We start from the raw sequence: 22,039 nt of genomic DNA on the forward strand, positions 1-22,039 counted from the left end.
GGGCGCATGCACTCAAACACCGGTGGCGCTCAACGTCCATGAGAATGTTGAGCGCCATAGCCGAGCCTCAATCGATCTCGACCACCAGCTTGCCCTCAGCCTCGCGGCTTTCGATCAACCTGTGCGCCTCGGCGACATCGGCAAGCGAAAACCGCCGGCTGTCCATGCGGGGCAACAGCTTGCCCGCTTCGGCCAGTCGCGTCACCCCGCGCAGGATCTCGCCGTGATGCGCGCGGCCTTCGCCTGTCAGCAAGGGCAGCAGCGTGAACACACCGGAATAGCTCGCCGCCTTGAACGAAAGCGGCGCCAGCGCATGCGTGCCCCACCCGAGCGCGCTCACCACATGGCCGAACCGGCTGACGGCCTTGAACGCCATATCAAGCCCGGCGCCGCCGGCCGTATCGTAGACGACATCGAAGCCGCGTCCGCCGGTATAGGTCGCGACGTGATCCTCGATGGTTCCGACGGCGCGGTCGATCGCGGTCGCGCCGAGGCTGCGGAGATAGTCGGCCTTCGCAGCGCCATCGATTGCGTAGACCTCGGCGCCGACAGCCCTAGCGATCTGCACCGCGATATGCCCGACCCCGCCGGCGCCGCCGATGACGAGGACACGCTGGCCGCTTGCAACCTTCGCCCGGTCCACAAGCCCTTCCCATGCGGTAATCGCAGCGAGCGGCAGGGCTGCGGTTTCCCGCATCGACAGATTGCTCGGCTTGAGTGCGATAAGATCGACGTCGACTGCCGCGAACTCAGCCAGCGATCCCTGAATGCCGCCGACACCGCCGGTCATGCCGTAGACCGCGTCGCCGCGCCGGAAACCGGTCACATCAGAGCCTACCGCCTCGACGATACCAGCCATGTCGATGCCGAGGATGGCGGGGAGGGGATGGCGGGCATGGGCGGCGTTGCCGGCGCGGATCTTGGTGTCGAGCGGATTGACGCCGCTGGCCTGGATGCGCACCAGGACTTGGCCTTTTGCGGCCTCGGGCCGGGCGATCTCCGTCTGGCGAAACGCGCCCTGCGGTGCGTCGACCAGAAGCGCTTTCATCGTGGATTTCGAAGACATGGAACACTCCTTTCATGTTTGTGAAAAGAGGATGCGCCGTTGAAGATCGAATGGAAATCATAGATAACGTATGAAGATCATGCAGAAATGTTTGAGCGAGCATGGAGTGGAGCGATCTCAGGCTGTTCCTGGCCATTGCCAGGCTCGGCACCTTGGGTGCGGCGGCGCGCAGCCTCGGGCTGACGCAGCCGACCATGGGCCGGCGTCTGCGCGCCCTTGAGGCAGCGCTCGGCCAGACGCTTTTCCAGCGCACGGCCGATGGTTTCGTGCTGACCGACGAAGGCGTGGCGGTCTTCGCCCATGCCGAGCGGATCGAGGAGGAGGCGCTCGCCCTGCAGCGCGAACTGGCCGGCACCGCCAGCGACCTCACCGGCTTCCTGCGCCTCTCCTCATCCGATTGGTTCGGCACCCATCTGCTGGCGCCCGTCATCGCCGAGTTTTCGCTGACCTATCCCAGGGTCGTCGTCGAACTTCTGACAGACAGCCGCCTGCTCAGCCTCTCCCGGCGCGAGGCCGACCTCGTCTTCCGCATCGCGCCGTTCACGGAGCCGGAAGTGATCTCCCGCCGGCTGCTGCGTATCGAATACGGTCTCTATATCAGGCGCGGCCTGCCGCATCCGGTCGCGGGAAGCGGGGAGGGCGTACGCCTGGTCACCATGGATGAAGCCTTCGGCGGCATGCCCGATGTGTTGTGGCTCCAGCGCCTGCTGCCGAAGGCGTCGATCGCGCTTCGCAGCAACAACCGCGATGTGCAGGCAACGCTCTGCGCCAACGGCGCCGGCCTCGCGGTGCTGCCGCGTCCGCTTGGCGACAGCATGGCCGCGATCGAGCGAGTCGATCTCGGCGAGCCGCCGCCGGGGCGCGATACCTGGGTCGGCTATCACCGCGACATGAAGCGCATGGCGCGGCTGCGCGCTCTGCTCGATTACGTCATCGAGCGGCTGGCCAACTGACCGTCATCGCTCCCAATAGGGCACCGGCCCATAAAGCTCTGCGAGATAATCGATGAACAGCCGCACCTTGGCCGGCAGGAACTGGCGGCTTGGGTAGACTGCCGACAGCGTCACGTTGCGCGATCCCTCATAGGCCGGCAGCACCTGCACCAGCTGGCCGGATTTGAGCTCCGCGCCAATATCCCAGGTCGAGCGCAGCGCGATGCCGAGGCCGGCAATCACGGCCTCGCGGATCACCTCGCTGGAGTTGGTGACAAGCATCCCCTCCGGCCGGATCGACAGCGCGCCCTCGGGCCCCTCAAGCCGCCAGACATCGTTATTGTGCGCCGGCAGGCAGCGGTGCCTCTTGAGGTCGTCGATGCTCTCGGCCGTGCCATTGGCTTTGAGATAATCCGGCGAGGCGCAGAGCACCCGGCGCACCGGGGCGAGGCGGCGGGCGACGAGGCTGGAATCGGTGAGCTCCGCGATGCGGATCGCCAGATCGAACCCGCCGCCGACGATGTCGCTGAACTCGTCTGACAGCACGAGGTTGATGGCAAGATCGGGATGGGCGTCCATGAAGCGTTTCAGATGCGGCGCGATGTGCATGCGCCCGAAGGAGGTCGGCGCCGACACCTTCAGCGTCCCATGCATCTGCGCCGAGCGGCCGGAAATGTAGAACTCCGCCTCTTCCAGCCCCGCCAGAATGCCGAGCACCCGGTCGTAAAAACCCTGGCCCGCTTCGGTGAGCGAGATTTGCCGGGTCGTGCGCTGCAATAGCCGTGTGCCCAGCCGGTCCTCCAGCCGCTTGATGCGCTTGGAAACCACCGCCGGCGAAAAGCCGAGCGCCCGCCCGGCAAGCGACATGCTGCCGGTCGCCGCCACCTTGGCGAAGATTTCGAGATCTCCCAGATTGGTCATGTCGCCCCGATAATTTCTTATTTTGTCATAAGTGCTTAGCATTTGCGCCGAATTGGGGAAAGTGTTAAGCCCGAAGCCTTGGCAGTATGGAGGATACAGCCGGTTTCGCCTGATGTGGCGAAGGGAGGAGAGGCATGTCCGACGCCATTTCGTTTCTCGCCCCGCGCGCCGATGTCATGGCGCGCCGCCGGCAGATCGTTGCCGATCTCGCCGATCTCCTGCCGCCGGAATGCCTGGTCTCCGAACCGCGCGAACTCATGCCCTTCGAGACCGACGCCTTCGTCTCCTACCGCCGCATGCCGCTTGCCGTGGCACTTCCGCGCAGCACCGCCGAAGTCGCGGCGGTGATGAAATATTGCCACCGCTACGGCATCCCCGTCGTCCCGCGCGGCGCCGGAACCTCGCTCTCGGGCGGCGCCATCCCGCAGGAGGATGCGGTCGTCGTCTGCGTCTCGAAGATGAACCGCATCATCGAGATCGACCTTTTCAATCGCGCCGCGGTTGTCGAGGCCGGCGTCACCAATCTCAACATTTCCGAAGCCGTCTCCGCTGAGGGCTTCTTCTACGCGCCCGATCCGAGCTCGCAGCTCGCCTGCACCATCGGCGGCAATATCGGCATGAACTCCGGCGGCGCCCACTGCTTGAAATACGGCGTCACCACCAACAACCTGCTCGGCGTGAAAATGGTGCTGGTCGATGGCACGATCATTGATCTCGGCGGCAAGGGGCTGGATGCCGGCGGCTACGATCTCCTTGGCCTCGTCTGCGGCCACGAGGGCCAGCTCGGCATCGTAACGGAAGCGACAGTGCGCCTGATCGCCAAGCCGGAAGGTGCGCGCCCGGTCCTCTTCGGCTTCCCGACCTCGGAGGAGGCGGGCTCCTGCGTCGCTGATATCATTGCATCCGGCATCATCCCCGTCGCCATCGAGTTCATGGACAAGCCCGCCATCGAGATCTGCGAGGCCTTCGCCAAGGCCGGTTATCCCCTCCATGTCGGCGCTTTGCTGATCGTCGAGGTCGAGGGCTCGGAAGCTGAGATGGACGACATGCTGAAGGATATCGTCGACATCGCCCGCCGCCATGGCGTCAGCACGGTGCGCGAATGCCAGTCGGCCACGGAAGCAGCATTGATCTGGAAGGGCCGCAAATCCGCCTTCGGCGCCACCGGCCGCATAGCCGATTATATCTGCATGGATGGCACCGTGCCGCTCAGCCAGCTCTCTTACGTGCTGAAGAAGACCTCCGAGATCATCGAGCGTCACGGCCTGCGCGTCGCCAATGTCTTCCATGCCGGCGACGGCAACATGCACCCGCTCATCCTCTTCAACGCCAATGATCCAGACGACGCCGCCCGCGCCGAGGCGGCCGGCATGGAGATCCTGAAGCTCTGCGTCGATGCCGGTGGCTGCCTCACCGGCGAACATGGCGTCGGCATCGAGAAGCGCGATCTGATGCGCCATCAATATTCCGATGCTGATCTCGCCCAGCAGATGGCCGTCCGCGCCGCCTTCGATCCCGGCTGGCTGCTCAATCCCTCCAAGGTCTTCCCGCTCGAAGGGCGCCAACCCGCATGATCGATCTATGCCCAGATACGGAGGAGGAAGCCGCCGAGATCATCCGCGCCCATGCGCAGGCCGGCACGCCGCTGAGCGTCGCGGGCGGCAACACCCGCTCCGGCTTCGGCAATGCTGTCACAGCCGAACACCGCCTGCGCTCGACCGCGCTGTCAGGGATCGTCGCCTACAACCCCGGCGAGATGGTGCTCACCGCCCACGCCGGCACGCCGCTTGCCGAAATCGAGGCTGCGTTGGCTGATAGCGGCCAGACGATGGCCTTCGAGCCGATGGATCACCGCCCCCTCATGGGCACATCGGGCGAGCCAACAATCGGCGGCGTCTTCGCCGCCAACGTCTCCGGCCCGCGCCGCCTGATATCGGGTGCCGCGCGCGACAGCCTGCTCGGCGTCCGCTTCGTCAATGGGCGCGGCGAGGCGATCAAGGCCGGCGGGCGGGTGATGAAGAACGTCACCGGCCTCGACCTCGTCAAGCTGATGGCCGGCTCGCACGGCACGCTCGGCCTCATCACCGAAGTGACCTTCCGCGTGCCGCCAAGACCGAAGTCGGAAGCGACGATCGTGATCTCGGGCCTCAACGACGCCGAGGCCGCCAACACCATGGCCGCCGCGATGGCGCTTCCGGTCGAGGTCTCGGGCGCCGCCCATCTTCCCATGACCGTCGCCTGGACCTTCCTCGGCAACCGTCTGCCCGAGGGCGAGGCGACCGTGCTGCGCATTGAGGGCCTGCCGGCCTCCGTCGCGACCAGAGCCGAGAATCTGGCTTCTGCGATGTCCGCCTTCGGCCCCGTCGCGTGGCTCGGTGAGGATGACAGCGCCACCCTCTGGCGCGAGATCCGCGACGTGAAACCTTATGCCGACGGCGGCCCGCGCCCCGTCTGGCGCGTCTCCGTGGCCCCCTCGGTCGGCCACCAGCTGGTCGCGGCGCTGAGGTTGGAGACCGGCGTCGACGCTTTTTACGACTGGCAGGGCGGCCTCGTCTGGATGCGCATGGAAGCCGACGCCGAAGCCGATCTGCTGCGCCGTTTCATGGCGGCACTCGGCGGCGGCCACGCCACGCTGGTGCGCGCGCCTGATGCGATGCGCGCCGCGACATCGGCCTTCGAGCCGCAGGTCGATGCCGTGGCGCTGCTGTCGGCGCGGGTGAAGGAGAAGTTTGATCCGGCGGGGATTTTCAGTCCGGGGAAGATGGGGTGAATTGGATGCTGTGCGGTGTTGCATACCCCCCTCTGTCCTGCCGGACATCTCCCCCACAGGGGGGGAGATCGACTCGTTGCAACCTTTCGCCCAGACAGCGAAGGTGGAGCGAGCGGGTACGCCCAGCCAATCTCCCCACCTGTGGGGGGCGCGAAGCGCGGGTCGAGACAAGCGGCTCGGCCCCGGCAGCCCGGCAGGGCAGAGGGGGGTACCCCACCCGCCGACAGAAAGACGGCGAGAAGGGCGGACGAGCCTGACATGCAAACCAACTTCACCCCCGCCCAGCTTGCCGATCCCCAGGTCGCGGCCTCCGAGCAGATCCTGCGCAAATGCGTCCATTGCGGCTTCTGCACCGCCACCTGTCCCACATATGTCACGCTCGGCAACGAGCTCGACAGCCCGCGCGGCCGCATCTATCTCATCAAGGACATGCTGGAAAACGATCGCCCGGCCGACACGGAGGTGGTCACCCATATCGACCGCTGTCTCTCCTGCCTTGCCTGTGTGACGACCTGTCCTTCCGGCGTAGATTACATGCACCTCGTCGACCACGCCCGCGCCCATATCGAAAAGACCTACAAGCGCCCCTTCATGAACCGGCTGACGCGCGGCATTCTCGCCGCCGTCCTGCCCTATCCCGGTCGTTTCCGCCTGGCGCTTCGCCTTGCCCGCATCGGCAGGCCGCTGGAAGCCCTCTTTCGTCGCCATCAGGCCCTGAAACCCTTCGCCGCCATGCTGGCGCTTGCCCCGCGCAGCCTGCCCGCACTCTCGCCGCTAACGGCGCCGACAACACACCGAGCCGAAGCGGGCGAGCAGCGAGGCCGCGTGGCGATCCTCACCGGCTGCGCCCAGCAGGTGCTCGACCCCGCCATCAACGCGGCGACCATCCGGCTCCTCACCCGTCTCGGTGTCGAGGTGGTGGTGCCCAAGGGAGAGGTCTGCTGTGGCTCACTGGTCCATCACATGGGCCGCGAGGAGCAGGCACTGGCAAGCGCCCGCGCCAATGTCGATGTCTGGACGCGCGAGATCGAAGAGGGCGGGCTAGATGCCATCATCATCACCGCGTCCGGCTGCGGCACGACGATCAAGGACTACGGCCACATGCTGCGGCTCGATCCCATCTACGCCGAAAAGGCCGCCCGCGTCTCCGCGCTCGCCCGCGATATCACCGAGTACCTGGCGACGCTCGATCTTCCCTCGCACATGCCGAGGGGGCTGACGGTCGCTTATCACTCCGCCTGCTCGATGCAGCACGGCCAGAAGATCACCATGGCGCCGAAGCAGCTCTTGAAGGCTGCGGGCTTCACCGTGCGCGATCCGGCCGAAGGCCACCTCTGCTGCGGCTCGGCCGGCACCTACAACATCATGCAGCCGGATATTTCCGACGCGCTGAAGGCCCGCAAGGTGAAGAATATCGAGGCGACGAAGCCCGATATCATCGCCACAGGCAATATCGGCTGCATCACCCAGATCGCGTCGGCGACAGCGATCCCCATCCTGCACACCGTGGAACTGCTCGATTGGGCCTATGGCGGCGACATGCCCGTCAAATTAGCGGCCAGAAAAATTTAAGGGTTTCGGGCTAGCCTGACGCGGCCGGATCGTCCGGCGGCATTTGGAGCTCAAGCATGCATCGTTTCCTCCTGGCGTTCACCGCTCTTGTTGGCGCCACCGAAGTCGCACACGCCGACAGCCGTTTCTTCTGTTCCGCCGATGACAAGAACGTCCGCTTCACCGTCGAAAGCGGGTTCAAGGCCGAGCCCGGTCATGAACTCAACCACTTCAGGGGCGCCTTGATCATCAAGAACGAGACGGCCCCGCAGCCGCTCGGCCGCGTCTCGATCGATTCCGATAGCCTGAGCAATCGCTGGTCGCACAATGGCGAGTTGCGTCTCGAAATTCTCTACGATGGTGGAAAGGCCGCCGGTGGACAGAGCGTCAATCTCACCGTCTCTGCTGAGCAGCCGAACGGCGCAACGGCGTTTCAGGGTGTCTATGACATGACGGTTTACGGCGGCGACAAGCCGATAACCTTCAACGGCAAGGTCAGCTGCGGCGCCAAGTAGCATTGGCCGGGTGGCACCGGGCCCATTCTCTCGCACAACAAAAGAAAAGGTGGCCAGCAAGCCGGCCACCTGTCCTAATCTTTACTATTAACGCGTGCGGCGTCAGCCGCCGAAGATCGTTCTCAGAACGTCGATGCCGCGGTCGTCGAAGGCGACATTGCCCTGCTTGTTGCCGGGGCCGACGACGATGACCTTGGTGCCGACGGGAACGCGGTCGTAGAGATCGGCGACGTCGTCATTGACCATGCGGATGCAGCCGGAAGACAGGTTGAGGCCGATCGTCCAGGGCTGGTTGGTGCCGTGGATACGGAAGATCGTGTCGCGGTTGCCCTGGTAGAGATACATGGCGCGGGCGCCGAGCGGATTGTCCGGGCCACCCGGCTGTACGGCCGGCAGGTTGTGGCCGGCGCGGGCCTCGCGAGCGCGCATTTCGGCCGGCGGCGTCCAGGTCGGCCATTCAGCTTTGCGGCCGATCTTCACCACGCCCGACCAGCCGAAGCCTTCGCGGCCGACACCGATGCCGTAGCGGGTGGCCTTGTTGCGGCCTTCGACGAGATAGAGATACTTGTTGACCGTATCGACGATCACGGTGCCCGGCGCTTCATTGGTGATGAGGCGGACGACGCGCTTCTTGTATTGCGGCTTGACCTGCTGGCTGTGCTTGACGCCACGAACGGCATCCGTCGCCGTCATCACGGGCTCGGCGCTGGCAACGGCCACCATACCCGACATCGCAACGGCAACGGCCGCCACGAGCAGAGACACTTTCTTCATTTCGATTTCCCTCTCAAGGTACGATCGCCGGCAAAGCTAACGGAATCGACCGGGATTTCAAGCTGGAAACCCTGAAAATGCGGGGGTAGGCGGCAAGGTGTGTCCTTGCCGCCATAAGAAAATTCAGATCACGATGACCCGCGTGCCCACTTTGACACGCTCGTAAAGGTCGACGACGTCCTCGTTGCGCAGGCGAATGCAGCCCGATGAAACGGCGCTTCCGATCGTCCAGGGGGCATTGGTGCCGTGGATGCGGTAGAGCGTCGAGCCGAGATACATGGCGCGCGCGCCGAGCGGATTTTCCGGTCCGCCATCCATGCGCGCCGGGAGATAATGGCCCTTCGCCGCCTCGCGGCTGATCATTTCCGACGGCGGTGTCCAGTCCGGCCACTCGGACTTGCGGGTCACCTTGTGCACGCCGGCCCACTCGAAGCCCGGCTTGCCGACGCCGACGCCGTAACGCCGCGCCTTGCCGTTCGCCATGACCAGATAGAGGAAGCGGTTATTGGTATCGATGACGATGGTGCCTGGCGCTTCCTTGGTCTGGTAGTCGACTATCTGCGGCAGGAACTGCGGTTCGATCTGGCCACGGATCACCGGAACGCCGGGATTGATTGCCGAGACTTGTTGAGCTGCCGGCGCGCGACGAACGGCGCGTGGAGCAAACAGCCCGCGCTGTTGCTGCACGATGACGGGGCGCTGATAGACGACGGGGCGAACATTACCGCCGCTGAGCTGCATGATCCACGGTGCCGCGAGATCGGGGCTCAGCACGACAGGCGGACGGGATACGTAACGGTCGTCGCCAAGGGCGGCCGTGGAAAAGACGCCGAGCAGGGCTGCGGCGAGCAAAACGGATTTCATCATCGGACGAACTCTCTACAATGGCCGAAAATGGACGGGCGGCATCCGCCACCTGCCGATCATGCTGCCACCGCGCTCGCCAGCGAATGGTAAACCTGCGTTCACTAAAAGCCGAACTGGCCCATAAACTTTTCGTCAGGGTTATCGTTCGGTTTGGAAACAGGGTTTGCAAATGGTAAAGCCGGATTCGCAGCCGCTGAAACGAATGGAACGTGATGAGCGAGACAGGCATTACAATCGGTGAAGACGGCAAGAGCCGCTGTCATTGGCACGGCAACCTGACGGATTATCTGCGCTATCACGACGAGGAATGGGGCAGGCCGGTCGTGAACGATATCCGCCTGTTCGAGAAGATCTGCCTCGAAGGCTTCCAGTCCGGCCTCTCCTGGCTCACGATCCTGCGCAAGCGCGAGAACTTCCGCGCGGCCTTTGCCGGCTTCGATTTCGAGAAGGTGGCGGTGTTTACGGATGAGGATGTCGAGCGTTGCGTCACCGATGCCGGCATCATCCGCCATCGCGGCAAGATCGTTTCGACGATCAACAACGCCAAGCGTGCGATCGAGCTGCGCGACGAGTTCGGCTCGCTGGCGCATTATTTCTGGAGCTACGAGCCCGGTCATAACGAACGCCCCAAGGTGGTCGATCGCGCCACGATCATGGCCAATCCGACCACGCCCACCTCGGTCGCCATATCCAAGAATTTGAAGAAGCGCGGCTGGACCTTTGTCGGCCCGACCACAGTTTACGCATTCATGCAGGCAATGGGTCTCGTCAACGATCATCTCGAAGGCTGCTACTGCCGTCCCCAAGTAGAGGCGATGCGCGACGCATTGGTACGTCCATGAAGAAACTGAAACTGATGGCAATGGCGATCGCCATAAGCGCGATCGCGCCCGCCGCCATGGCGCAGACACCCGAGCTGCAGCGCGGCGAAAGGCTGGAAAAGCTGCAGTTTCCGGCAGCGACGATGGAGCTGAAGGGCTGGACGAAGTTCGGCAACGGCAAGGTCTATACCTTGCCCGTCAAGGCCGGCCAGCATGTGAAGATCGATTTCTCGACGAAGAGCCAGTTCGCTTTCCTCGCGATCTTCGATCTCGCGGCCCCTGACGACGAGGCGATCTTCGGCACCGACGAGGACGGTCAGACCTTCCAGACGACGGTCAAGCAGGACGCCACCTGGCTGCTCCGCCCCTATTATTCGAAGGCTTCGCCAAGGCGCGGCCTCGGCGCCCCCTACAGCATTCTCGTGGAACCGCAGGCTGCCTCGGCCGCGCCGGCGACACCCGCGCCAGCCCCAGCCGACGACAGCAAGCCGTCGCCGCTCTTTCCGTCCCGCAAGTAAACACGGATTAAATTAGCCGAGGCTGTCGATCACGCCGCGCAATTCGCCGAGCCGTTCGATCTTGCGAAAGCGCGGCGCCTCCGTCGGCTCCTCGACATGCTCGAGCACCCAGGTCAGTTCGTGCGGCACGAACACGCCGTAGCTGCCGGCGGCGATTGCCGGCACGATGTCCGATTTCAGCGAGTTCCCCACCATCATCGCCCGCTCCGGCCCGCCGCCGATCTTGGAAAAGATGCGGCGATAGGTGACCGCCGTCTTGTCGGAAACGATCTCGACGGCATGGAAGAAATCGCCAAGGCCGGACTGCGCCAGCTTGCGCTCCTGGTCGAACAAGTCGCCCTTGGTGATCAGCACGAGCAGGTAATGGTCGGAAAGGGCGGCCAGCGTCTCGCGCACTTCGGGCAGCGTCTCAACCGGATGTGACAACAGATCCCGGCCGGTATCGAGGATTTGCGCGATGACGGAAGCCGGCACGTTGCCCTCGGTAATTTCGATCGCGGTCTCGATCATCGAAAGCGTGAAGCCTTTGATACCAAAGCCGTAATGCTGAAGATTGCGCTTCTCGGCGGCCAGCAGCCGCTCCGAAACCAGCGTGCCCTCCGCATAGTCGGAGAGCAGTTCGGTGAAGTGCGTTTCCGTCAGCCGGTAGAATTGCTCGTTCTGCCACAGCGTGTCGTCTGCATCGAAGCCGATCGTGGTCAGCGTGCGGGTCGTCATGGGCGCACCCTCTTGTTCATTCAAAACAATTAGGAGCCTCTCGCCTTCGCCGCAAGGGATGGCGTCACTGATAGACGATGGCGCCGATGAAGCGCGGGCGTGAAAAGGCGGTCTCGGCGAACGTCATGCTGCCGAAGCCCATGATGCTGGTCATCGCCGTGTAGCTGGCCGCACCCTCGACATAGATCACCGAGTCGCCATCCGTCAGCTGCGGCAGCGTCGAGCTGCTGAGAACCTGCGCCTTGAGCAGGCCGGCCGTGCCGCTCTCCTTCGTCCAGTCCAGCTTGTAGACGCCGGCGGTCTTCTTGATGCTGGAGATCCGAAGCGCGATCGGGGCCGTGCTGTTCTGCTGCAGATGCGTGAAGACGCTGTAGAGATTGGACACGAAGGTATTGTCGATCGAGGTCTGGCGCGAGATCACGTCGGCGACGATACCATTGGCCTGCACGATGTTCTGGTAGGTCCGGTACATGTCGAACACCGTGATGCTCGCCAGAAAGAAGAACAGCAGGATCGGCGCGAGAAGGGCGAACTCGATAGCGGATGCGCCGGAGCGCTCGCGGATCAGGCGGGAAAAGGCGTGCTTCAACATCAGGTCGGCTCGTTGACGAAGGCAAAGCTGGAGGTCAGCTGGATGGCGCCGGTGTTGTCCTTGGGGAAACTCAGGCCGAAGCCGAGCCCCGGCACCAAGGGATCGACGACATAACAGGCGCGGGTGAAGATGATCTGCGACGGCTGGCCGGAATTGTAGCTGGTGACGGGATCGATCGCGACGGAGCGATCGACGCATGGCGTGCCCGTCGTCGGAAAGTCCGAAGCCTTGGTGACCGGTGTGAACTCGATGCGGATCGACTTGACGCAATCGCTGAGGATCACCGCTTCCTTGCACACCGAAGCCTTGAAATCGGCATAGCTCATCTTGGCGCCGTTGATCTGCAGCGCGCGCGAACTGCGGCTGACTGCACGGTCGAGCATGATCGACTGCGTCATGATGAAGCCAGCCTCGAAGATCGAGAAGATGACCGCGAAGACAATCGGCGCCAGAATGGCGAACTCGATCGCCGCCGCTCCCTTGCTGTCGCCGAAAAGCCGGCGCGCGCTACTGAAAAAGCCCACTCTCATCACTGCGTCAGTCTCAATTTGCGGATCGATGTCGAGATCGACTTGAACGCGTCGCCGATGCCGGAGCCGGAGGCCTGGTAGAAGTGGGCGGAGCTCGTCGCGCAGTTCTTCATGGCGTTGATCGCCGTGGTGTCGCTGCCGAGCTCGAAGCCGATGGTGAAGATGGTGATGCCCTTCGCCTTGGCGGTCGTGCAGATATTGCTCAAGTAGGTCGCCGTGTTGCCTGACATCGTGTAGTTGCTCGGGCTGAGATCCGGAGAGCGCTTGTAGTCGTTCGGGCGGAATTGCGCGGTGATCACGCCGTCAGTCATCAAGACGAGCACCTTCATCGTATCGGCGTCGCTGAAACTTGAGGGGCGGTTGGAGAATTTCGAAGACATCTGCCCGCTCGCAATCGCCGCCTGGACGATGCTTGAGGAGGCCGGATTGAGCAGCATGTAGCCCCACTGCATGGCGTTCTGCGTGCCGGTGCCGTCGTAGAGCTGCAGCGCGTTCAGCCGGGCCTTGAGATAGGTCGCGTCGTTGGAGAAATAGGTAATCGCGTCCTCTTCGCCGGGACACCACCACCATCTCTTTTCCTTGTCCGTCGTATTGTAGTTCCAGTTCGTGAAGATCGGCAGGTTCGACCGAGCCTTGAAGCTCGGGATCGCATCGCTGCCAAAGCCGGCATTGTCGAGCTCGAAGCATGACCCCTTGTAATTCGGATCCTTGGTCGGCTGCGACTGGCCAGTCAGGCGGGAGCCGCCGAGCTTGTCGAACACCGCGGAACCCACGTTGACGTGGCCCGCATAGGGCACGACGCTGATCGTCGTATAGTCCTTGGTGTCGTCGGTCAGGATCTGGTCGATAAACTGCTGCGAGGCGATCTTCAGGTTCTTGATCTTGCTGCCCACCATTGAGCCCGACATGTCGAGCATCAGCGACAGCTCGATATTCTGCTTGGCCTCTTCGGCGCTCGACGCCGTTTTGATCGTCAACGTCTTGACGCCGGCCAGATGCATGAAGGCGGTGTTGATCGTATAGGAGGCGTTGGCGGAGATCTTGCGCGAGTTCATCGCCGTCGCCTCGGAAAAGTCGATGGCCACGTCGGCGCCGTAGGCGAGATTGTTCATATAGCTTTTCAGGACGTCGGCGGTCTTCTGCTTCTGCGACAGCGACGCCGCCGCGAGCACGCCGCGATCCAGCCCATCCTGCATTTCCACGCGCACGGCTTCATAGCGCGCGAGATCGACCCCGGCGCCACCGGCCAAGACCATTGGCACGAACAGCAGCGCGACGATCATCGCCACATTGCCGCGCTTGTTGCGCAGCAGTGAACTCACAAGCTGAACCAAGAATGTCATGATTGCCCCCGCATCTGCGAGGATTGTTTAGGTGGGTATCAATTAGAATTTTATGAATCCGCTCGGAAAACGCAGCAAATACAATCACTAAGAGCGAGAATTGTTGGGTGCAATCACGGTTGTGCGCCAATGAGTTGCGAGCGACCTATGTTGCCGCAACCCCTGCGTATCGCGTGAGCCGTTGAAACCGAGCGCGCGCAACTTATGTCTGATGGGTTCATGCCTGCGGCAGGCGCGGCCATGCCAGCGCTGCGCCGCCCAAAAATCATAGAACCGGGATCATTCCCTCCGCCGGCTTCACGGCGGTCCTCACAAGGAAACGTTTGACCATGCGTTACAACCAGCTTGGAAATACCGGCCTGTTCGTCTCCGAAATCTGCCTGGGCACCATGACCTTCGGCGCCGCCGACGACAAAAGCCCGTGGGGCGCCATCGCCGATGTTGACCAGAAGGCGGCCGATGCGATCGTCGAACGGTCGCTTTCGGCAGGCGTCAATTTCATCGATACCGCCGACGTCTATTCCTTCGGCGAGTCTGAAAAGCTGCTCGGCCAGTCGCTGAAGAACCTCGGCGTCGCCCGCAAGGACGTTGTCATCGCCACCAAGGTCTATGGCGCGATGGGCGACAAGCCGAACGATCGCGGCGCCTCGCGCGGACACATCATGGATTCGGTCGAAAAGAGCCTCGAGCGCCTGCAGACCGATCATATCGATCTCTACCAGATCCACGGAACAGACAGCGTCACCCCGATCGACGAGACGCTCAGAGCGATGGACGATCTCGTCTCGCGCGGCCTTGTCCGCTATGTCGGCGTTTCCAACTGGCAGGCATGGCGTATCGCCAAGGCGCTCGGGATTTCGGAGCGCCGCGGCTTTGCCCGCTTCGAGACCGTGCAGGCCTATTACTCGATCGCTGGCCGTGATCTTGAGCGCGACATCGTGCCGATGATGAACGAGGAAAAGGTTGGCCTGATGGTCTGGTCGCCGCTCGCCGGCGGCTTGCTGTCGGGCAAATACGGCCCCGGCGCGCCCGGCAACGGCGAAGGCCGCCGCGCCGCCTTCGACTTCCCGCCTGTCGACAAGGACCGCGCCTGGGCCTGCGTTGCCGTCATGCGCGAGATCGCCGAAAAGTACGGCGCCAGTGTTGCCACCGTAGCGCTCGCCTATGTGCTGGCCAAGCCTTTCGTGACAACTGTTATCATCGGCGCCAAGCGCATCGAACAGCTCGACCAGAACCTCGCCGCCGTCAAACTGAAGCTTGATGCCGATGACCTGAAGAAGCTGGACGAGGTGAGCGAACTGGCCCCCGAATATCCCGGCTGGATGCTCGCCCGCCAGGGCACCGGCCGCCGCCCCGCGCCGTTCGAGCCGAAGGCCTGAGCGCCATTGCAAGACTGGACGCCGAGGTAAACCCGGCGTCCAGCATATAACCGCGGAGGCGGTCTTACTTGGCGTGCGCCTTCAACCACGCCTGCATCTCGGTGATCTCGGCCTCCTGCGCCTTGATCACGCCCTCCGCCAGCTTGCGCATCTCGGGATCCTTCCCGTATTGCAGCTCCACCTTGGCCATGTCGATCGCCCCCTGGTGATGAGCAATCATTCCGCGCACGAAGTCGATATCGGCGTCGCCGCTATATTCGATCATCATGTCCTTGTGCATCTTGTTGTTGGCCTCGGAAAAAGCATGGCTGGACGGGCTGTGGTCGCCCATCGGCATGCTCATGTCCATATCCATCGGCTTGTCTTGCGCGCTTGCAGGAAGAGCGATGAACGAGAGGCCGGCGATGAGGCCAGTGGTGAGAGCGAGTAGTTTGAAAGACATGGGATTTCCTTCCTCAGTCTGGCAATGAAAGTCCGATGCGGCTGATCGTGCCGCGTTTCTCAGGGGCTTGATGTCAGATCAGTCGGGGAGGGGGCGCCTGAGGCGCCGGCCGCGCGCCGGGAAAGGCGAGCGCGATCGCCGGCGAGGGATAGGAAAACGCCTGCTTGCCATCGGCATGAACGATCACGTCGACGGGCACGACCAGACAGGCGGAACAGAGCGGCATATGCGCCATGCCTCCGTCAGCACACGGGTTCTTCGCCGGCGCCGAAACCTTCACGGTCTCGCCCATCTCCATGCCAGACATATGATGATGCGGCTTGCCGGCAGCCATATCGACAGCGGCGGGCTGGTTCATCGACGCGCACATCGGGCATCCCGCCCACGCGAACATCGTTCCGTAGGTCAGCCAGGCCAGCATCATCGTCGCGAGAGAGAAAAGCCGCATCGGCCAAACATAGGCAAGCCCGCCACCGCTGCCAAGACATCGCGCGGCACTAATCGAGCTTGGCGGCCTTGCGTAACGCATCATTGATCCGCCCCTGCCAACCCTTGCCGGTCGCCTTGAAGGCGTCGATCACATCGGGATCGAGCCTCAGCGATATCTGCCGCTTCGGGCTCTCCACCGCCGGCCGCCCTCGCGAACGCCGGATACTCTCGGCAAGCTCCGGGAAGACTTCGGCAAAGGGCCGCGCCTTCTTGAAGTCCTCTTCGGTCCATTCGGGGTTCTCGGGGTCCTTGGCAATGCCGCGCTGGATCGCGGCCTCTTCCTCGTCAGTGAGGCCGAGCATCTTTCGACTGGAATTGTTCATAGAGCCTCCTTTCCTGGCGGCTTGCCCGGCGCATCGAGATGACGGAAATTCCCTCGCGCCCGAGAACAGCGAAAACGACGGCGATCACATCCTCGATCAGGACACCCACGGCCTTCAGCCGCGGGCTCCTGGCGTCGAGGATCAACGCCGCCGCGAAGAAATCCTCATCCAGGTCGCGAAAATCCAGCCCATGCTTTGCAGCATTGCGCACACGTTTCGGCTCATCCCAAACGATCTTCATCGATACGATATCGCAAAATAAAAGTGATACAATAAATCTTTGATCGCATCACGATATCTTGCAATTCACCAGGCGGCAATCACCTGATGGATCACCTGGTAATCCGGGCTTTCCTCGCCTATCGGCACCACCGGCCAAGCCCACGCCGCCCGCGCCTCTGGCACCGCGACCCCGTGCATCAGGTCGCTCTCCTCGTGGGTCTCTCCGTTGCGATCGATCACCGCATAGGAGACGTCTGTGACAAGACAACTCTTGAACGGCATGCGCGAGAGGCCAGAAAGATGCGCCGCAATCAACTGCTCCACCGTATCGGCAGGCATCCGCTCCCGCTCGGCCTCGAACCGCCGCTGCACCCCACGCCCGATCTGCGAGAGCAGATTGGCCGAAACCACGAGGTCGAGATAGGGCACATTGCGCAGGAAGCCCAGCGGCTCCGGCGTCTCGCCGGCCGCAAGCGCGTCATAACCGGAGAGATCGCGCTCGATCAGCCGGATATTGCGATAGGCCTTGCGGCGCATCTTCATCCTCACCGTCGCGACATGCACGAGATCGATCAGAACGACGGTATCGAAGCTGGCCGCCAGCTCCCGGATCGGCACGTCGCGCAACAAGCCGGAACCCAGCACCACAGCCGTCCGCCGCTGCTTGCAGCCCGCCATGGCCGCAAGGATCGCCCGCCTCGTATTCTCCTCATGCTCCGCCCACTGCCGGCTGCAACGATTGGCGCGCGACCACAGATTGACGGAGTAGCGGACGTATTTGCGGTGCGCCTTTTGTGTCCGCCAGACGGTCGCGGCGTAGAGGAGTGCTTCAGCGATCATCATATAGCTCCGCCATTCGATCCATTCTCTCTCGTTCAATCGATTCTGTCTTCCGGATCAAGGGCCTTCGCCCTTGCCGCATCCGGCCCTTTCCGCTAGGAAACCGCCACTGTCACACTGAGCGGAAGACGTTGGAAATGAACGACAAGCAGAAGAAACCACAAAAGCTCAAGGCCAGACTTCCCCGCGGCTTCGTCGATCGCTCGGCGGCCGATATTCGCGCCGTCAACGAGATGACCGCGAAGATCCGCGAAGTCTACGAGCATTATGGTTTCGATCCTGTCGAAACGCCGCTCTTCGAATACACCGATGCGCTCGGCAAGTTCCTGCCCGATGCCGATCGTCCGAACGAAGGTGTCTTCTCGCTGCAGGATGACGACGAGCAGTGGATGTCGCTGCGTTACGACCTGACGGCGCCGCTCGCCCGCCATGTCGCGGAAAACTTCAACGAGATCCAGCTGCCCTACCGCACCTATCGCGCCGGCTATGTCTTCCGCAACGAGAAGCCCGGCCCCGGCCGCTTCCGCCAGTTCATGCAGTTCGACGCCGACACCGTCGGTGCGCCCGGCGTGCAGGCCGATGCCGAGATGTGCATGATGATGTCGGACACGCTGGAAGCTCTCGGCATCAAGCGCGGCGACTATGTCATCCGCGTCAACAACCGCAAGGTTCTGGACGGCGTTCTCGAAGCGATCGGCCTCGGCGGCGACGACAAGGCCGCCCAGCGTTTGAACGTGCTCCGCGCCATCGACAAGCTCGACAAGTTCGGCCCCGAGGGCGTGGCTCTCCTGCTCGGCCCCGGCCGTAAGGATGAATCAGGCGATTTCACCAAGGGTGTTGGTCTTGAGCAGGGTCAGATAGACAAGTTGCTCGGGTTTATGAGTATTCTGCAAAGCGCGGAAGCAGCTTTGGACTCGCATCCGCTTGTGCAGAACCCAGTGCCTGGAGTTGAGATCGACGGTCCAAAGGCTGTTCGGGGTGCGATTTTCGATACTCTGCATAACAACTTCAAAGATTCACCAACCGGTGTCGAAGGCGTTTTCGAGCTCAAGCAAATCTGGCAGTTGGTCGAGGCGGCCGGCTATCAGTCAGATCGCATCAAGATCGACCCCTCCGTCGTCCGCGGCCTCGAATACTACACCGGCCCGGTCTACGAAGCCGAGCTCCTGTTCGACGTCACCAACGAGAAGGGCGAGAAGGTTGTCTTCGGTTCCGTCGGCGGCGGCGGTCGTTACGATGGTCTGGTCTCCCGCTTCATGGGTCAGCCGGTTCCGGCCACGGGCTTCTCCATCGGCGTCTCGCGCCTGATGACGGCGCTGAAGAACCTCGGCAAGCTCGGCCAGAGCGAAGTCGTCGAACCCGTCCTCGTCACCGTCATGGATGGTGATGTCGAGGCCATGGGCCGTTACCAGCGCATCACCCAGGAACTCCGCCAGGCCGGCATCCGCGCCGAAATGTACCAGGGCAACTGGAAGAAGTTCGGCAACCAGCTGAAATACGCCGACCGCCGCGGCTGCCCCGTCGCCATCATCCAGGGTGGTGACGAGCGCGCCGAGGGCGTCGTGCAGATCAAGGACCTGATCGAGGGCAAGCGCCTCTCCGGCGAGATCGAGGACAACGCCTCGTGGCGCGAGGCCCGTGTCGCGCAGGAAACGGTCAAGGAGGCCGATCTGGTCGCCAAGGTGAAGGAAATCCTGGCGGCGCAGGCGGAAGATCGCAAGCGAGCCTCTGATGTTTGAGCGGGGAATACCCCCCTCTGTCCTGCCGGACATCTCCCCCACAAGGAGGGAGATCGATGTGTTGCGCGGCTTGCGCCAAACAGTGAATGTGGAGCGAGCGGATGAACCTGGCCGATCTCCCCCCTTGTGGGGGAGATGTCCGGCAGGACAGAGGGGGGTAGCCCCGGAGACACTAACCCCATGCCCCTGATCAACCTCCCAGCCTTCTCCGAAGACCTGCTCGCCGAGTTCGCCGCCCGCCGCACCGAGCGCGTCGACACCCCGGTCATCCAGCCGGCCGAGCCGTTTCTCGATATCGCCGGCGAGGATCTTCGCCGCCGCATCTTCATGACCGAGAGCGAAACCGGCGCCAGCCTTTGCCTGCGTCCGGAGTTCACCATTCCCGTCTGCCTGCGCCATATCGAAAGCGCCATGGGCACGCCGAAGCGTTACGCCTATCTGGGCGAAGTGTTCCGCCAGCGCCGCGAAGGCGGCAATGAGTTTTATCAGGCGGGCATCGAGGATCTCGGCGATATCAATATCCCGAGCGCCGACGCCCGCGCCATCGGCGATGCGGCCGGCGTGCTGTCGCGGCTGCTGCCGGGCAAGAAACTGGCCGTCACGCTCGGCGATCAGGCCGTGTTCGAAGCCGTCGTCCAGGCGCTCGGCCTGCCGCTCGGCTGGCAGAAGCGGCTGATCCATGCCTTTGGCGACACCACCCATCTCGAGGCGCTGCTTGCCAGCCTCGTCAGCCCGCAATTCGTCACCGGATTGAGCGACGATATCGCGCGCCTCCTGGGCGCCGACGACGAAGAGGCGCTGGTCGCCCATATCGACGTCACCATGCAGGCGACAGGCTATTCCACCAATGCCAGCCGCTCGCCGCAGGATATCGCCCGCAGGCTGAAGGAAAAGCTGATCCTGTCGGAAACCCGGCTCGATGACGCAGCCTTCCTTGTCCTCAAGGAGTTCCTGTCGCTCAACGTGCCGCTGATCAATGCCTCGGCGGCACTCTCCGGCTTCGCCGATGCCGCCGGTCTCAAGCTCGGCAACGCGCTGTCGCGTTTCGATGGTCGCGTCGCCGCACTCGCCAATGCCGGCGTCGATCTCTCGCTCATCGATTACCGCGCCGCCTTCGGTCGCCCGCTGGATTATTACACCGGCCTCGTCTTCGAGATCGGCGTCGAGGGTTCGGATGCCGTGCTTGCCGGTGGAGGTCGCTTCGACAAGCTGATGACCCTGCTCGGCGCCAAGGAGCGCATCCCGGCCGTCGGCTTCTCGCTGTGGCTGGATCGCATCGAAACGGAAAGGGCCGCCTGATGACCATCACCATCGCGCTGCCCTCCAAGGGTCGGATGAAGGACGACGCCTCCGCCATCTTCGAGAAGGCCGGCATGAAGATCACGGCTGTCGGCAACGATCGCTCCTATCGCGGCCGCGTCGAAGGCTGGGATGATGTCGAGGTCGCCTTCCTCTCTGCCTCCGAGATCTCCAAGGAGCTCGGCAACGGCACCGTTGATTTCGGCGTTACCGGCGAAGACCTGATCCGCGAAGGCCTGGCGGAAGCCGACAAGCGCGTCGAGTTCTGCGCCCGTCTCGGCTTCGGCCACGCCGATGTCATCGTCGCGGTGCCGGAGATCTGGCTCGATGTCGACAGCATGGCCGATCTTGGCGATGTCGCCACTGATTTCCGCGCCCGCCACGGCCGCCGCCTGACGATCGCCACCAAATACTGGCGACTGACGCAGCAGTTCTTCTCGCGCCAGCACGGCATCCAGCTCTATCGCATCGTCGAGAGCCTGGGCGCCACCGAGGGAGCACCGGCCTCGGGCTCGGCCGATATCATCGTCGATATCACCTCGACGGGCTCGACGCTGCGCGCCAACCACCTGAAAATCCTGTCGGACGGCGTCATCCTGCGCTCAGAGGCCTGCCTCGTGCGCGCCCGCAAGCAGAGCCACGCCGACGAGCCTTCCGTTGCGCGCCTGATCGAAGCCGTCCGCGCCGCGCTCTGATATCTATCGTCGTATCAATCACGAAAAAGCCCGCCACCAGATGAACTGGCGGCGGGCTTTTTTATGCTTGGGAGAATGAGGTGCCGATTAAGCGGCGACCGGCAGGGCGCCACGGCGGGCGTCGATCGAGTAGAGGCCCGGGCCGAAGGTGGCGAGCAGGATGTAGGCGCCAGCCAGCGTGAAGTTCTTCATCAGCATGATGCCGTTGAGAGCGTTGATCCAGCCGAGAGCCGCATCCGGCCAGCCGGGAACGGCAACGGTGCCGGAATGGAAGACAGCGCCGGTGAAGATGCAGAATGCGGCCAGTGCCCAGCCGACGATCTTCGTCTGGAAGCCGACGAGAACGGCAAGACCGGTGACGAGTTCGAACAGGCCGGCGAGGTAGGCAAGGGCGGTCGCGGCAGGCAGGCCGGCGCCGGTGATCATGCCGGCGGTACCAGCCGGGTCGGTCAGCTTGCCGAAGCCGGAATAGATGAAGATGAAGGACAGGAGGATGCGGGCGACAAGAATGACAATGTTCTGGGTATTCGACATGGAACTGTCTCCGGTTGAATGAGCTGAGACCGGTGTGCCCCCGGCACGGTTGTCGATCTCGTATGCACCGTTTCTCCTCTTTTTTGGCCGTCATGGAAAGATAGACGGGAGCGGACAGTTTGTTCAGTAATAGTGAACGACCGATCGCGCACGATCACCG

Annotated in this window: 25 protein-coding genes; 11 read left to right on the forward strand and 14 right to left on the reverse strand. The window is 63.1% G+C overall.

Annotated elements, in window-relative coordinates:
- Nucleotides 1–67: 67 nt before the first annotated feature.
- Nucleotides 68–1,066: a zinc-dependent alcohol dehydrogenase family protein gene (locus ACCD05_RS18370; protein ID WP_413394455.1), complete on the reverse strand. Its 999-nt coding sequence runs from the start codon at nt 1,064–1,066 to the stop codon at nt 68–70.
- Between the two features lie 101 nt (nt 1,067–1,167).
- Here ACCD05_RS18370 and ACCD05_RS18375 point away from each other — a divergent pair, with 101 nt between their 5' ends.
- A complete protein-coding gene (locus ACCD05_RS18375) occupies nt 1,168–2,019 on the forward strand; it encodes a LysR family transcriptional regulator (protein WP_413394457.1) in 852 nt (283 codons plus the stop codon).
- 3 nt (nt 2,020–2,022) lie between these two features.
- On the opposite strand, the gene ACCD05_RS18380 is transcribed toward ACCD05_RS18375, so the two are convergent.
- Entirely contained in the window at nt 2,023–2,919 is an 897-nt protein-coding gene (locus tag ACCD05_RS18380) for a LysR family transcriptional regulator (protein ID WP_413394459.1), read from the reverse strand.
- 134 nt (nt 2,920–3,053) lie between these two features.
- Here ACCD05_RS18380 and ACCD05_RS18385 point away from each other — a divergent pair, with 134 nt between their 5' ends.
- From ACCD05_RS18385 to ACCD05_RS18400, 4 genes are all read left to right on the forward strand, one after another.
- A complete protein-coding gene (locus tag ACCD05_RS18385) occupies nt 3,054–4,493 on the forward strand; it encodes an FAD-binding oxidoreductase (RefSeq protein ID WP_413394461.1) in 1,440 nt (479 codons plus the stop codon).
- Complete coding sequence (locus tag ACCD05_RS18390) at nt 4,490–5,689, forward strand: FAD-binding protein (RefSeq protein WP_413394463.1); 1,200 nt, start codon at nt 4,490–4,492, stop codon at nt 5,687–5,689. Before ACCD05_RS18385 ends, ACCD05_RS18390 begins: the two co-directional genes overlap by 4 nt.
- Before the next feature lie 258 nt (nt 5,690–5,947).
- A complete protein-coding gene (gene glcF / locus ACCD05_RS18395; protein WP_413394465.1) occupies nt 5,948–7,261 on the forward strand; it encodes a glycolate oxidase subunit GlcF in 1,314 nt (437 codons plus the stop codon).
- Nucleotides 7,262–7,317: 56 nt separating this feature from the next.
- Nucleotides 7,318–7,755: a hypothetical protein gene (locus ACCD05_RS18400; protein WP_112979938.1), complete on the forward strand. Its 438-nt coding sequence runs from the start codon at nt 7,318–7,320 to the stop codon at nt 7,753–7,755.
- A gap of 102 nt (nt 7,756–7,857) precedes the next feature.
- Here the strand turns inward: ACCD05_RS18400 and ACCD05_RS18405 are convergent, their stop codons facing one another.
- Nucleotides 7,858–8,529, reverse strand: coding sequence for a L,D-transpeptidase (locus ACCD05_RS18405; RefSeq protein ID WP_112979939.1), 672 nt, complete (start codon nt 8,527–8,529; stop codon nt 7,858–7,860).
- 123 nt (nt 8,530–8,652) lie between these two features.
- Nucleotides 8,653–9,396, reverse strand: a complete 744-nt coding sequence (locus ACCD05_RS18410) for a L,D-transpeptidase (RefSeq protein ID WP_413394467.1) — start codon at nt 9,394–9,396, stop codon at nt 8,653–8,655.
- A 212-nt stretch (nt 9,397–9,608) separates the two neighbouring features.
- Between ACCD05_RS18410 and ACCD05_RS18415 the strand changes: the two genes are divergently transcribed.
- Nucleotides 9,609–10,238 carry a DNA-3-methyladenine glycosylase I gene (locus tag ACCD05_RS18415; RefSeq protein WP_413394469.1) on the forward strand — a complete coding sequence of 210 codons (630 nt, stop codon included), beginning with the start codon at nt 9,609–9,611 and terminating at the stop codon, nt 10,236–10,238.
- On the forward strand, nt 10,235–10,735 hold the full coding sequence (locus tag ACCD05_RS18420; RefSeq protein WP_413394471.1) for a hypothetical protein: 501 nt from the start codon (nt 10,235–10,237) through the stop codon (nt 10,733–10,735). Before ACCD05_RS18415 ends, ACCD05_RS18420 begins: the two co-directional genes overlap by 4 nt.
- Before the next feature lie 12 nt (nt 10,736–10,747).
- Here the strand turns inward: ACCD05_RS18420 and ACCD05_RS18425 are convergent, their stop codons facing one another.
- The 4 genes from ACCD05_RS18425 to ACCD05_RS18440 all read right to left on the reverse strand — a co-directional run bounded on the left by ACCD05_RS18425 (nt 10,748) and on the right by ACCD05_RS18440 (nt 13,917).
- A complete protein-coding gene (locus tag ACCD05_RS18425) occupies nt 10,748–11,452 on the reverse strand; it encodes an HAD family hydrolase (protein ID WP_413394473.1) in 705 nt (234 codons plus the stop codon).
- 64 nt (nt 11,453–11,516) lie between these two features.
- Nucleotides 11,517–12,044, reverse strand: a complete 528-nt coding sequence (locus ACCD05_RS18430) for a TadE/TadG family type IV pilus assembly protein (RefSeq protein WP_112944574.1) — start codon at nt 12,042–12,044, stop codon at nt 11,517–11,519.
- On the reverse strand, nt 12,044–12,574 hold the full coding sequence (locus ACCD05_RS18435; RefSeq protein WP_245205341.1) for a TadE/TadG family type IV pilus assembly protein: 531 nt from the start codon (nt 12,572–12,574) through the stop codon (nt 12,044–12,046). The genes ACCD05_RS18430 and ACCD05_RS18435 overlap by 1 nt, the downstream gene beginning before the upstream one ends.
- On the reverse strand, nt 12,574–13,917 hold the full coding sequence (locus tag ACCD05_RS18440) for a pilus assembly protein TadG-related protein (RefSeq protein WP_413394475.1): 1,344 nt from the start codon (nt 13,915–13,917) through the stop codon (nt 12,574–12,576). The genes ACCD05_RS18435 and ACCD05_RS18440 overlap by 1 nt, the downstream gene beginning before the upstream one ends.
- A gap of 329 nt (nt 13,918–14,246) precedes the next feature.
- On the opposite strand from ACCD05_RS18440, the gene ACCD05_RS18445 reads away from it, so the two are divergent.
- Nucleotides 14,247–15,296 (forward strand): aldo/keto reductase, encoded by a 1,050-nt coding sequence (locus ACCD05_RS18445; RefSeq protein ID WP_413394477.1) that lies wholly within the window; start codon nt 14,247–14,249, stop codon nt 15,294–15,296.
- Between the two features lie 64 nt (nt 15,297–15,360).
- Here ACCD05_RS18445 and ACCD05_RS18450 read toward each other — a convergent pair whose 3' ends face one another.
- From ACCD05_RS18450 to ACCD05_RS18470, 5 genes are all read right to left on the reverse strand, one after another.
- Complete coding sequence (locus ACCD05_RS18450; RefSeq protein ID WP_413394479.1) at nt 15,361–15,738, reverse strand: DUF305 domain-containing protein; 378 nt, start codon at nt 15,736–15,738, stop codon at nt 15,361–15,363.
- 73 nt (nt 15,739–15,811) lie between these two features.
- Nucleotides 15,812–16,186, reverse strand: a complete 375-nt coding sequence (locus ACCD05_RS18455) for a hypothetical protein (RefSeq protein WP_413394481.1) — start codon at nt 16,184–16,186, stop codon at nt 15,812–15,814.
- A 49-nt stretch (nt 16,187–16,235) separates the two neighbouring features.
- Nucleotides 16,236–16,550, reverse strand: coding sequence for a BrnA antitoxin family protein (locus tag ACCD05_RS18460; RefSeq protein ID WP_413394483.1), 315 nt, complete (start codon nt 16,548–16,550; stop codon nt 16,236–16,238).
- A complete protein-coding gene (locus ACCD05_RS18465; protein ID WP_413394485.1) occupies nt 16,513–16,791 on the reverse strand; it encodes a BrnT family toxin in 279 nt (92 codons plus the stop codon). Before ACCD05_RS18465 ends, ACCD05_RS18460 begins: the two co-directional genes overlap by 38 nt.
- Nucleotides 16,792–16,856: 65 nt before the next feature.
- The gene (locus ACCD05_RS18470) at nt 16,857–17,612 is read right to left on the reverse strand and encodes a hypothetical protein (protein WP_413394487.1); all 756 of its coding nucleotides are present in this window, start codon (nt 17,610–17,612) and stop codon (nt 16,857–16,859) included.
- Between the two features lie 137 nt (nt 17,613–17,749).
- On the opposite strand from ACCD05_RS18470, the gene hisS reads away from it, so the two are divergent.
- The 3 genes from hisS to hisG all read left to right on the forward strand — a co-directional run bounded on the left by hisS (nt 17,750) and on the right by hisG (nt 21,345).
- On the forward strand, nt 17,750–19,351 hold the full coding sequence (hisS, locus tag ACCD05_RS18475) for a histidine--tRNA ligase (protein WP_209232777.1): 1,602 nt from the start codon (nt 17,750–17,752) through the stop codon (nt 19,349–19,351).
- 180 nt (nt 19,352–19,531) lie between these two features.
- Complete coding sequence (locus tag ACCD05_RS18480; protein ID WP_413394490.1) at nt 19,532–20,650, forward strand: ATP phosphoribosyltransferase regulatory subunit; 1,119 nt, start codon at nt 19,532–19,534, stop codon at nt 20,648–20,650.
- Nucleotides 20,650–21,345 (forward strand): ATP phosphoribosyltransferase, encoded by a 696-nt coding sequence (gene hisG / locus ACCD05_RS18485; protein ID WP_111561794.1) that lies wholly within the window; start codon nt 20,650–20,652, stop codon nt 21,343–21,345. The genes ACCD05_RS18480 and hisG overlap by 1 nt, the downstream gene beginning before the upstream one ends.
- Before the next feature lie 87 nt (nt 21,346–21,432).
- Here the strand turns inward: hisG and ACCD05_RS18490 are convergent, their stop codons facing one another.
- Nucleotides 21,433–21,879: a DoxX family protein gene (locus ACCD05_RS18490; protein WP_047508180.1), complete on the reverse strand. Its 447-nt coding sequence runs from the start codon at nt 21,877–21,879 to the stop codon at nt 21,433–21,435.
- Nucleotides 21,880–22,039 lie beyond the last annotated feature (160 nt).

Source organism: Rhizobium sp. Rhizsp42, assembly GCF_047304155.1.
Taxonomy (GTDB): Bacteria; Pseudomonadota; Alphaproteobacteria; order Rhizobiales; family Rhizobiaceae; genus Rhizobium.

Bases quoted from the DNA above. Each gene is read 5' to 3' on its own strand.
- ACCD05_RS18370 (WP_413394455.1), bottom strand. From the start codon at position 1,066: ATGTCTTCGAAATCCACGATGAAAGCGCTTCTGGTCGACGCACCGCAG.
- ACCD05_RS18375 (WP_413394457.1), top strand. From the start codon at position 1,168: ATGGAGTGGAGCGATCTCAGGCTGTTCCTGGCCATTGCCAGGCTCGGC.
- ACCD05_RS18380 (WP_413394459.1), bottom strand. From the start codon at position 2,919: ATGACCAATCTGGGAGATCTCGAAATCTTCGCCAAGGTGGCGGCGACC.
- ACCD05_RS18385 (WP_413394461.1), top strand. From the start codon at position 3,054: ATGTCCGACGCCATTTCGTTTCTCGCCCCGCGCGCCGATGTCATGGCG.
- ACCD05_RS18390 (WP_413394463.1), top strand. From the start codon at position 4,490: ATGATCGATCTATGCCCAGATACGGAGGAGGAAGCCGCCGAGATCATC.
- glcF (WP_413394465.1), top strand. From the start codon at position 5,948: ATGCAAACCAACTTCACCCCCGCCCAGCTTGCCGATCCCCAGGTCGCG.
- ACCD05_RS18400 (WP_112979938.1), top strand. From the start codon at position 7,318: ATGCATCGTTTCCTCCTGGCGTTCACCGCTCTTGTTGGCGCCACCGAA.
- ACCD05_RS18405 (WP_112979939.1), bottom strand. From the start codon at position 8,529: ATGAAGAAAGTGTCTCTGCTCGTGGCGGCCGTTGCCGTTGCGATGTCG.
- ACCD05_RS18410 (WP_413394467.1), bottom strand. From the start codon at position 9,396: ATGATGAAATCCGTTTTGCTCGCCGCAGCCCTGCTCGGCGTCTTTTCC.
- ACCD05_RS18415 (WP_413394469.1), top strand. From the start codon at position 9,609: ATGAGCGAGACAGGCATTACAATCGGTGAAGACGGCAAGAGCCGCTGT.
- ACCD05_RS18420 (WP_413394471.1), top strand. From the start codon at position 10,235: ATGAAGAAACTGAAACTGATGGCAATGGCGATCGCCATAAGCGCGATC.
- ACCD05_RS18425 (WP_413394473.1), bottom strand. From the start codon at position 11,452: ATGACGACCCGCACGCTGACCACGATCGGCTTCGATGCAGACGACACG.
- ACCD05_RS18430 (WP_112944574.1), bottom strand. From the start codon at position 12,044: ATGTTGAAGCACGCCTTTTCCCGCCTGATCCGCGAGCGCTCCGGCGCA.
- ACCD05_RS18435 (WP_245205341.1), bottom strand. From the start codon at position 12,574: ATGAGAGTGGGCTTTTTCAGTAGCGCGCGCCGGCTTTTCGGCGACAGC.
- ACCD05_RS18440 (WP_413394475.1), bottom strand. From the start codon at position 13,917: ATGACATTCTTGGTTCAGCTTGTGAGTTCACTGCTGCGCAACAAGCGC.
- ACCD05_RS18445 (WP_413394477.1), top strand. From the start codon at position 14,247: ATGCGTTACAACCAGCTTGGAAATACCGGCCTGTTCGTCTCCGAAATC.
- ACCD05_RS18450 (WP_413394479.1), bottom strand. From the start codon at position 15,738: ATGTCTTTCAAACTACTCGCTCTCACCACTGGCCTCATCGCCGGCCTC.
- ACCD05_RS18455 (WP_413394481.1), bottom strand. From the start codon at position 16,186: ATGCGGCTTTTCTCTCTCGCGACGATGATGCTGGCCTGGCTGACCTAC.
- ACCD05_RS18460 (WP_413394483.1), bottom strand. From the start codon at position 16,550: ATGAACAATTCCAGTCGAAAGATGCTCGGCCTCACTGACGAGGAAGAG.
- ACCD05_RS18465 (WP_413394485.1), bottom strand. From the start codon at position 16,791: ATGAAGATCGTTTGGGATGAGCCGAAACGTGTGCGCAATGCTGCAAAG.
- ACCD05_RS18470 (WP_413394487.1), bottom strand. From the start codon at position 17,612: ATGATCGCTGAAGCACTCCTCTACGCCGCGACCGTCTGGCGGACACAA.
- hisS (WP_209232777.1), top strand. From the start codon at position 17,750: ATGAACGACAAGCAGAAGAAACCACAAAAGCTCAAGGCCAGACTTCCC.
- ACCD05_RS18480 (WP_413394490.1), top strand. From the start codon at position 19,532: ATGCCCCTGATCAACCTCCCAGCCTTCTCCGAAGACCTGCTCGCCGAG.
- hisG (WP_111561794.1), top strand. From the start codon at position 20,650: ATGACCATCACCATCGCGCTGCCCTCCAAGGGTCGGATGAAGGACGAC.
- ACCD05_RS18490 (WP_047508180.1), bottom strand. From the start codon at position 21,879: ATGTCGAATACCCAGAACATTGTCATTCTTGTCGCCCGCATCCTCCTG.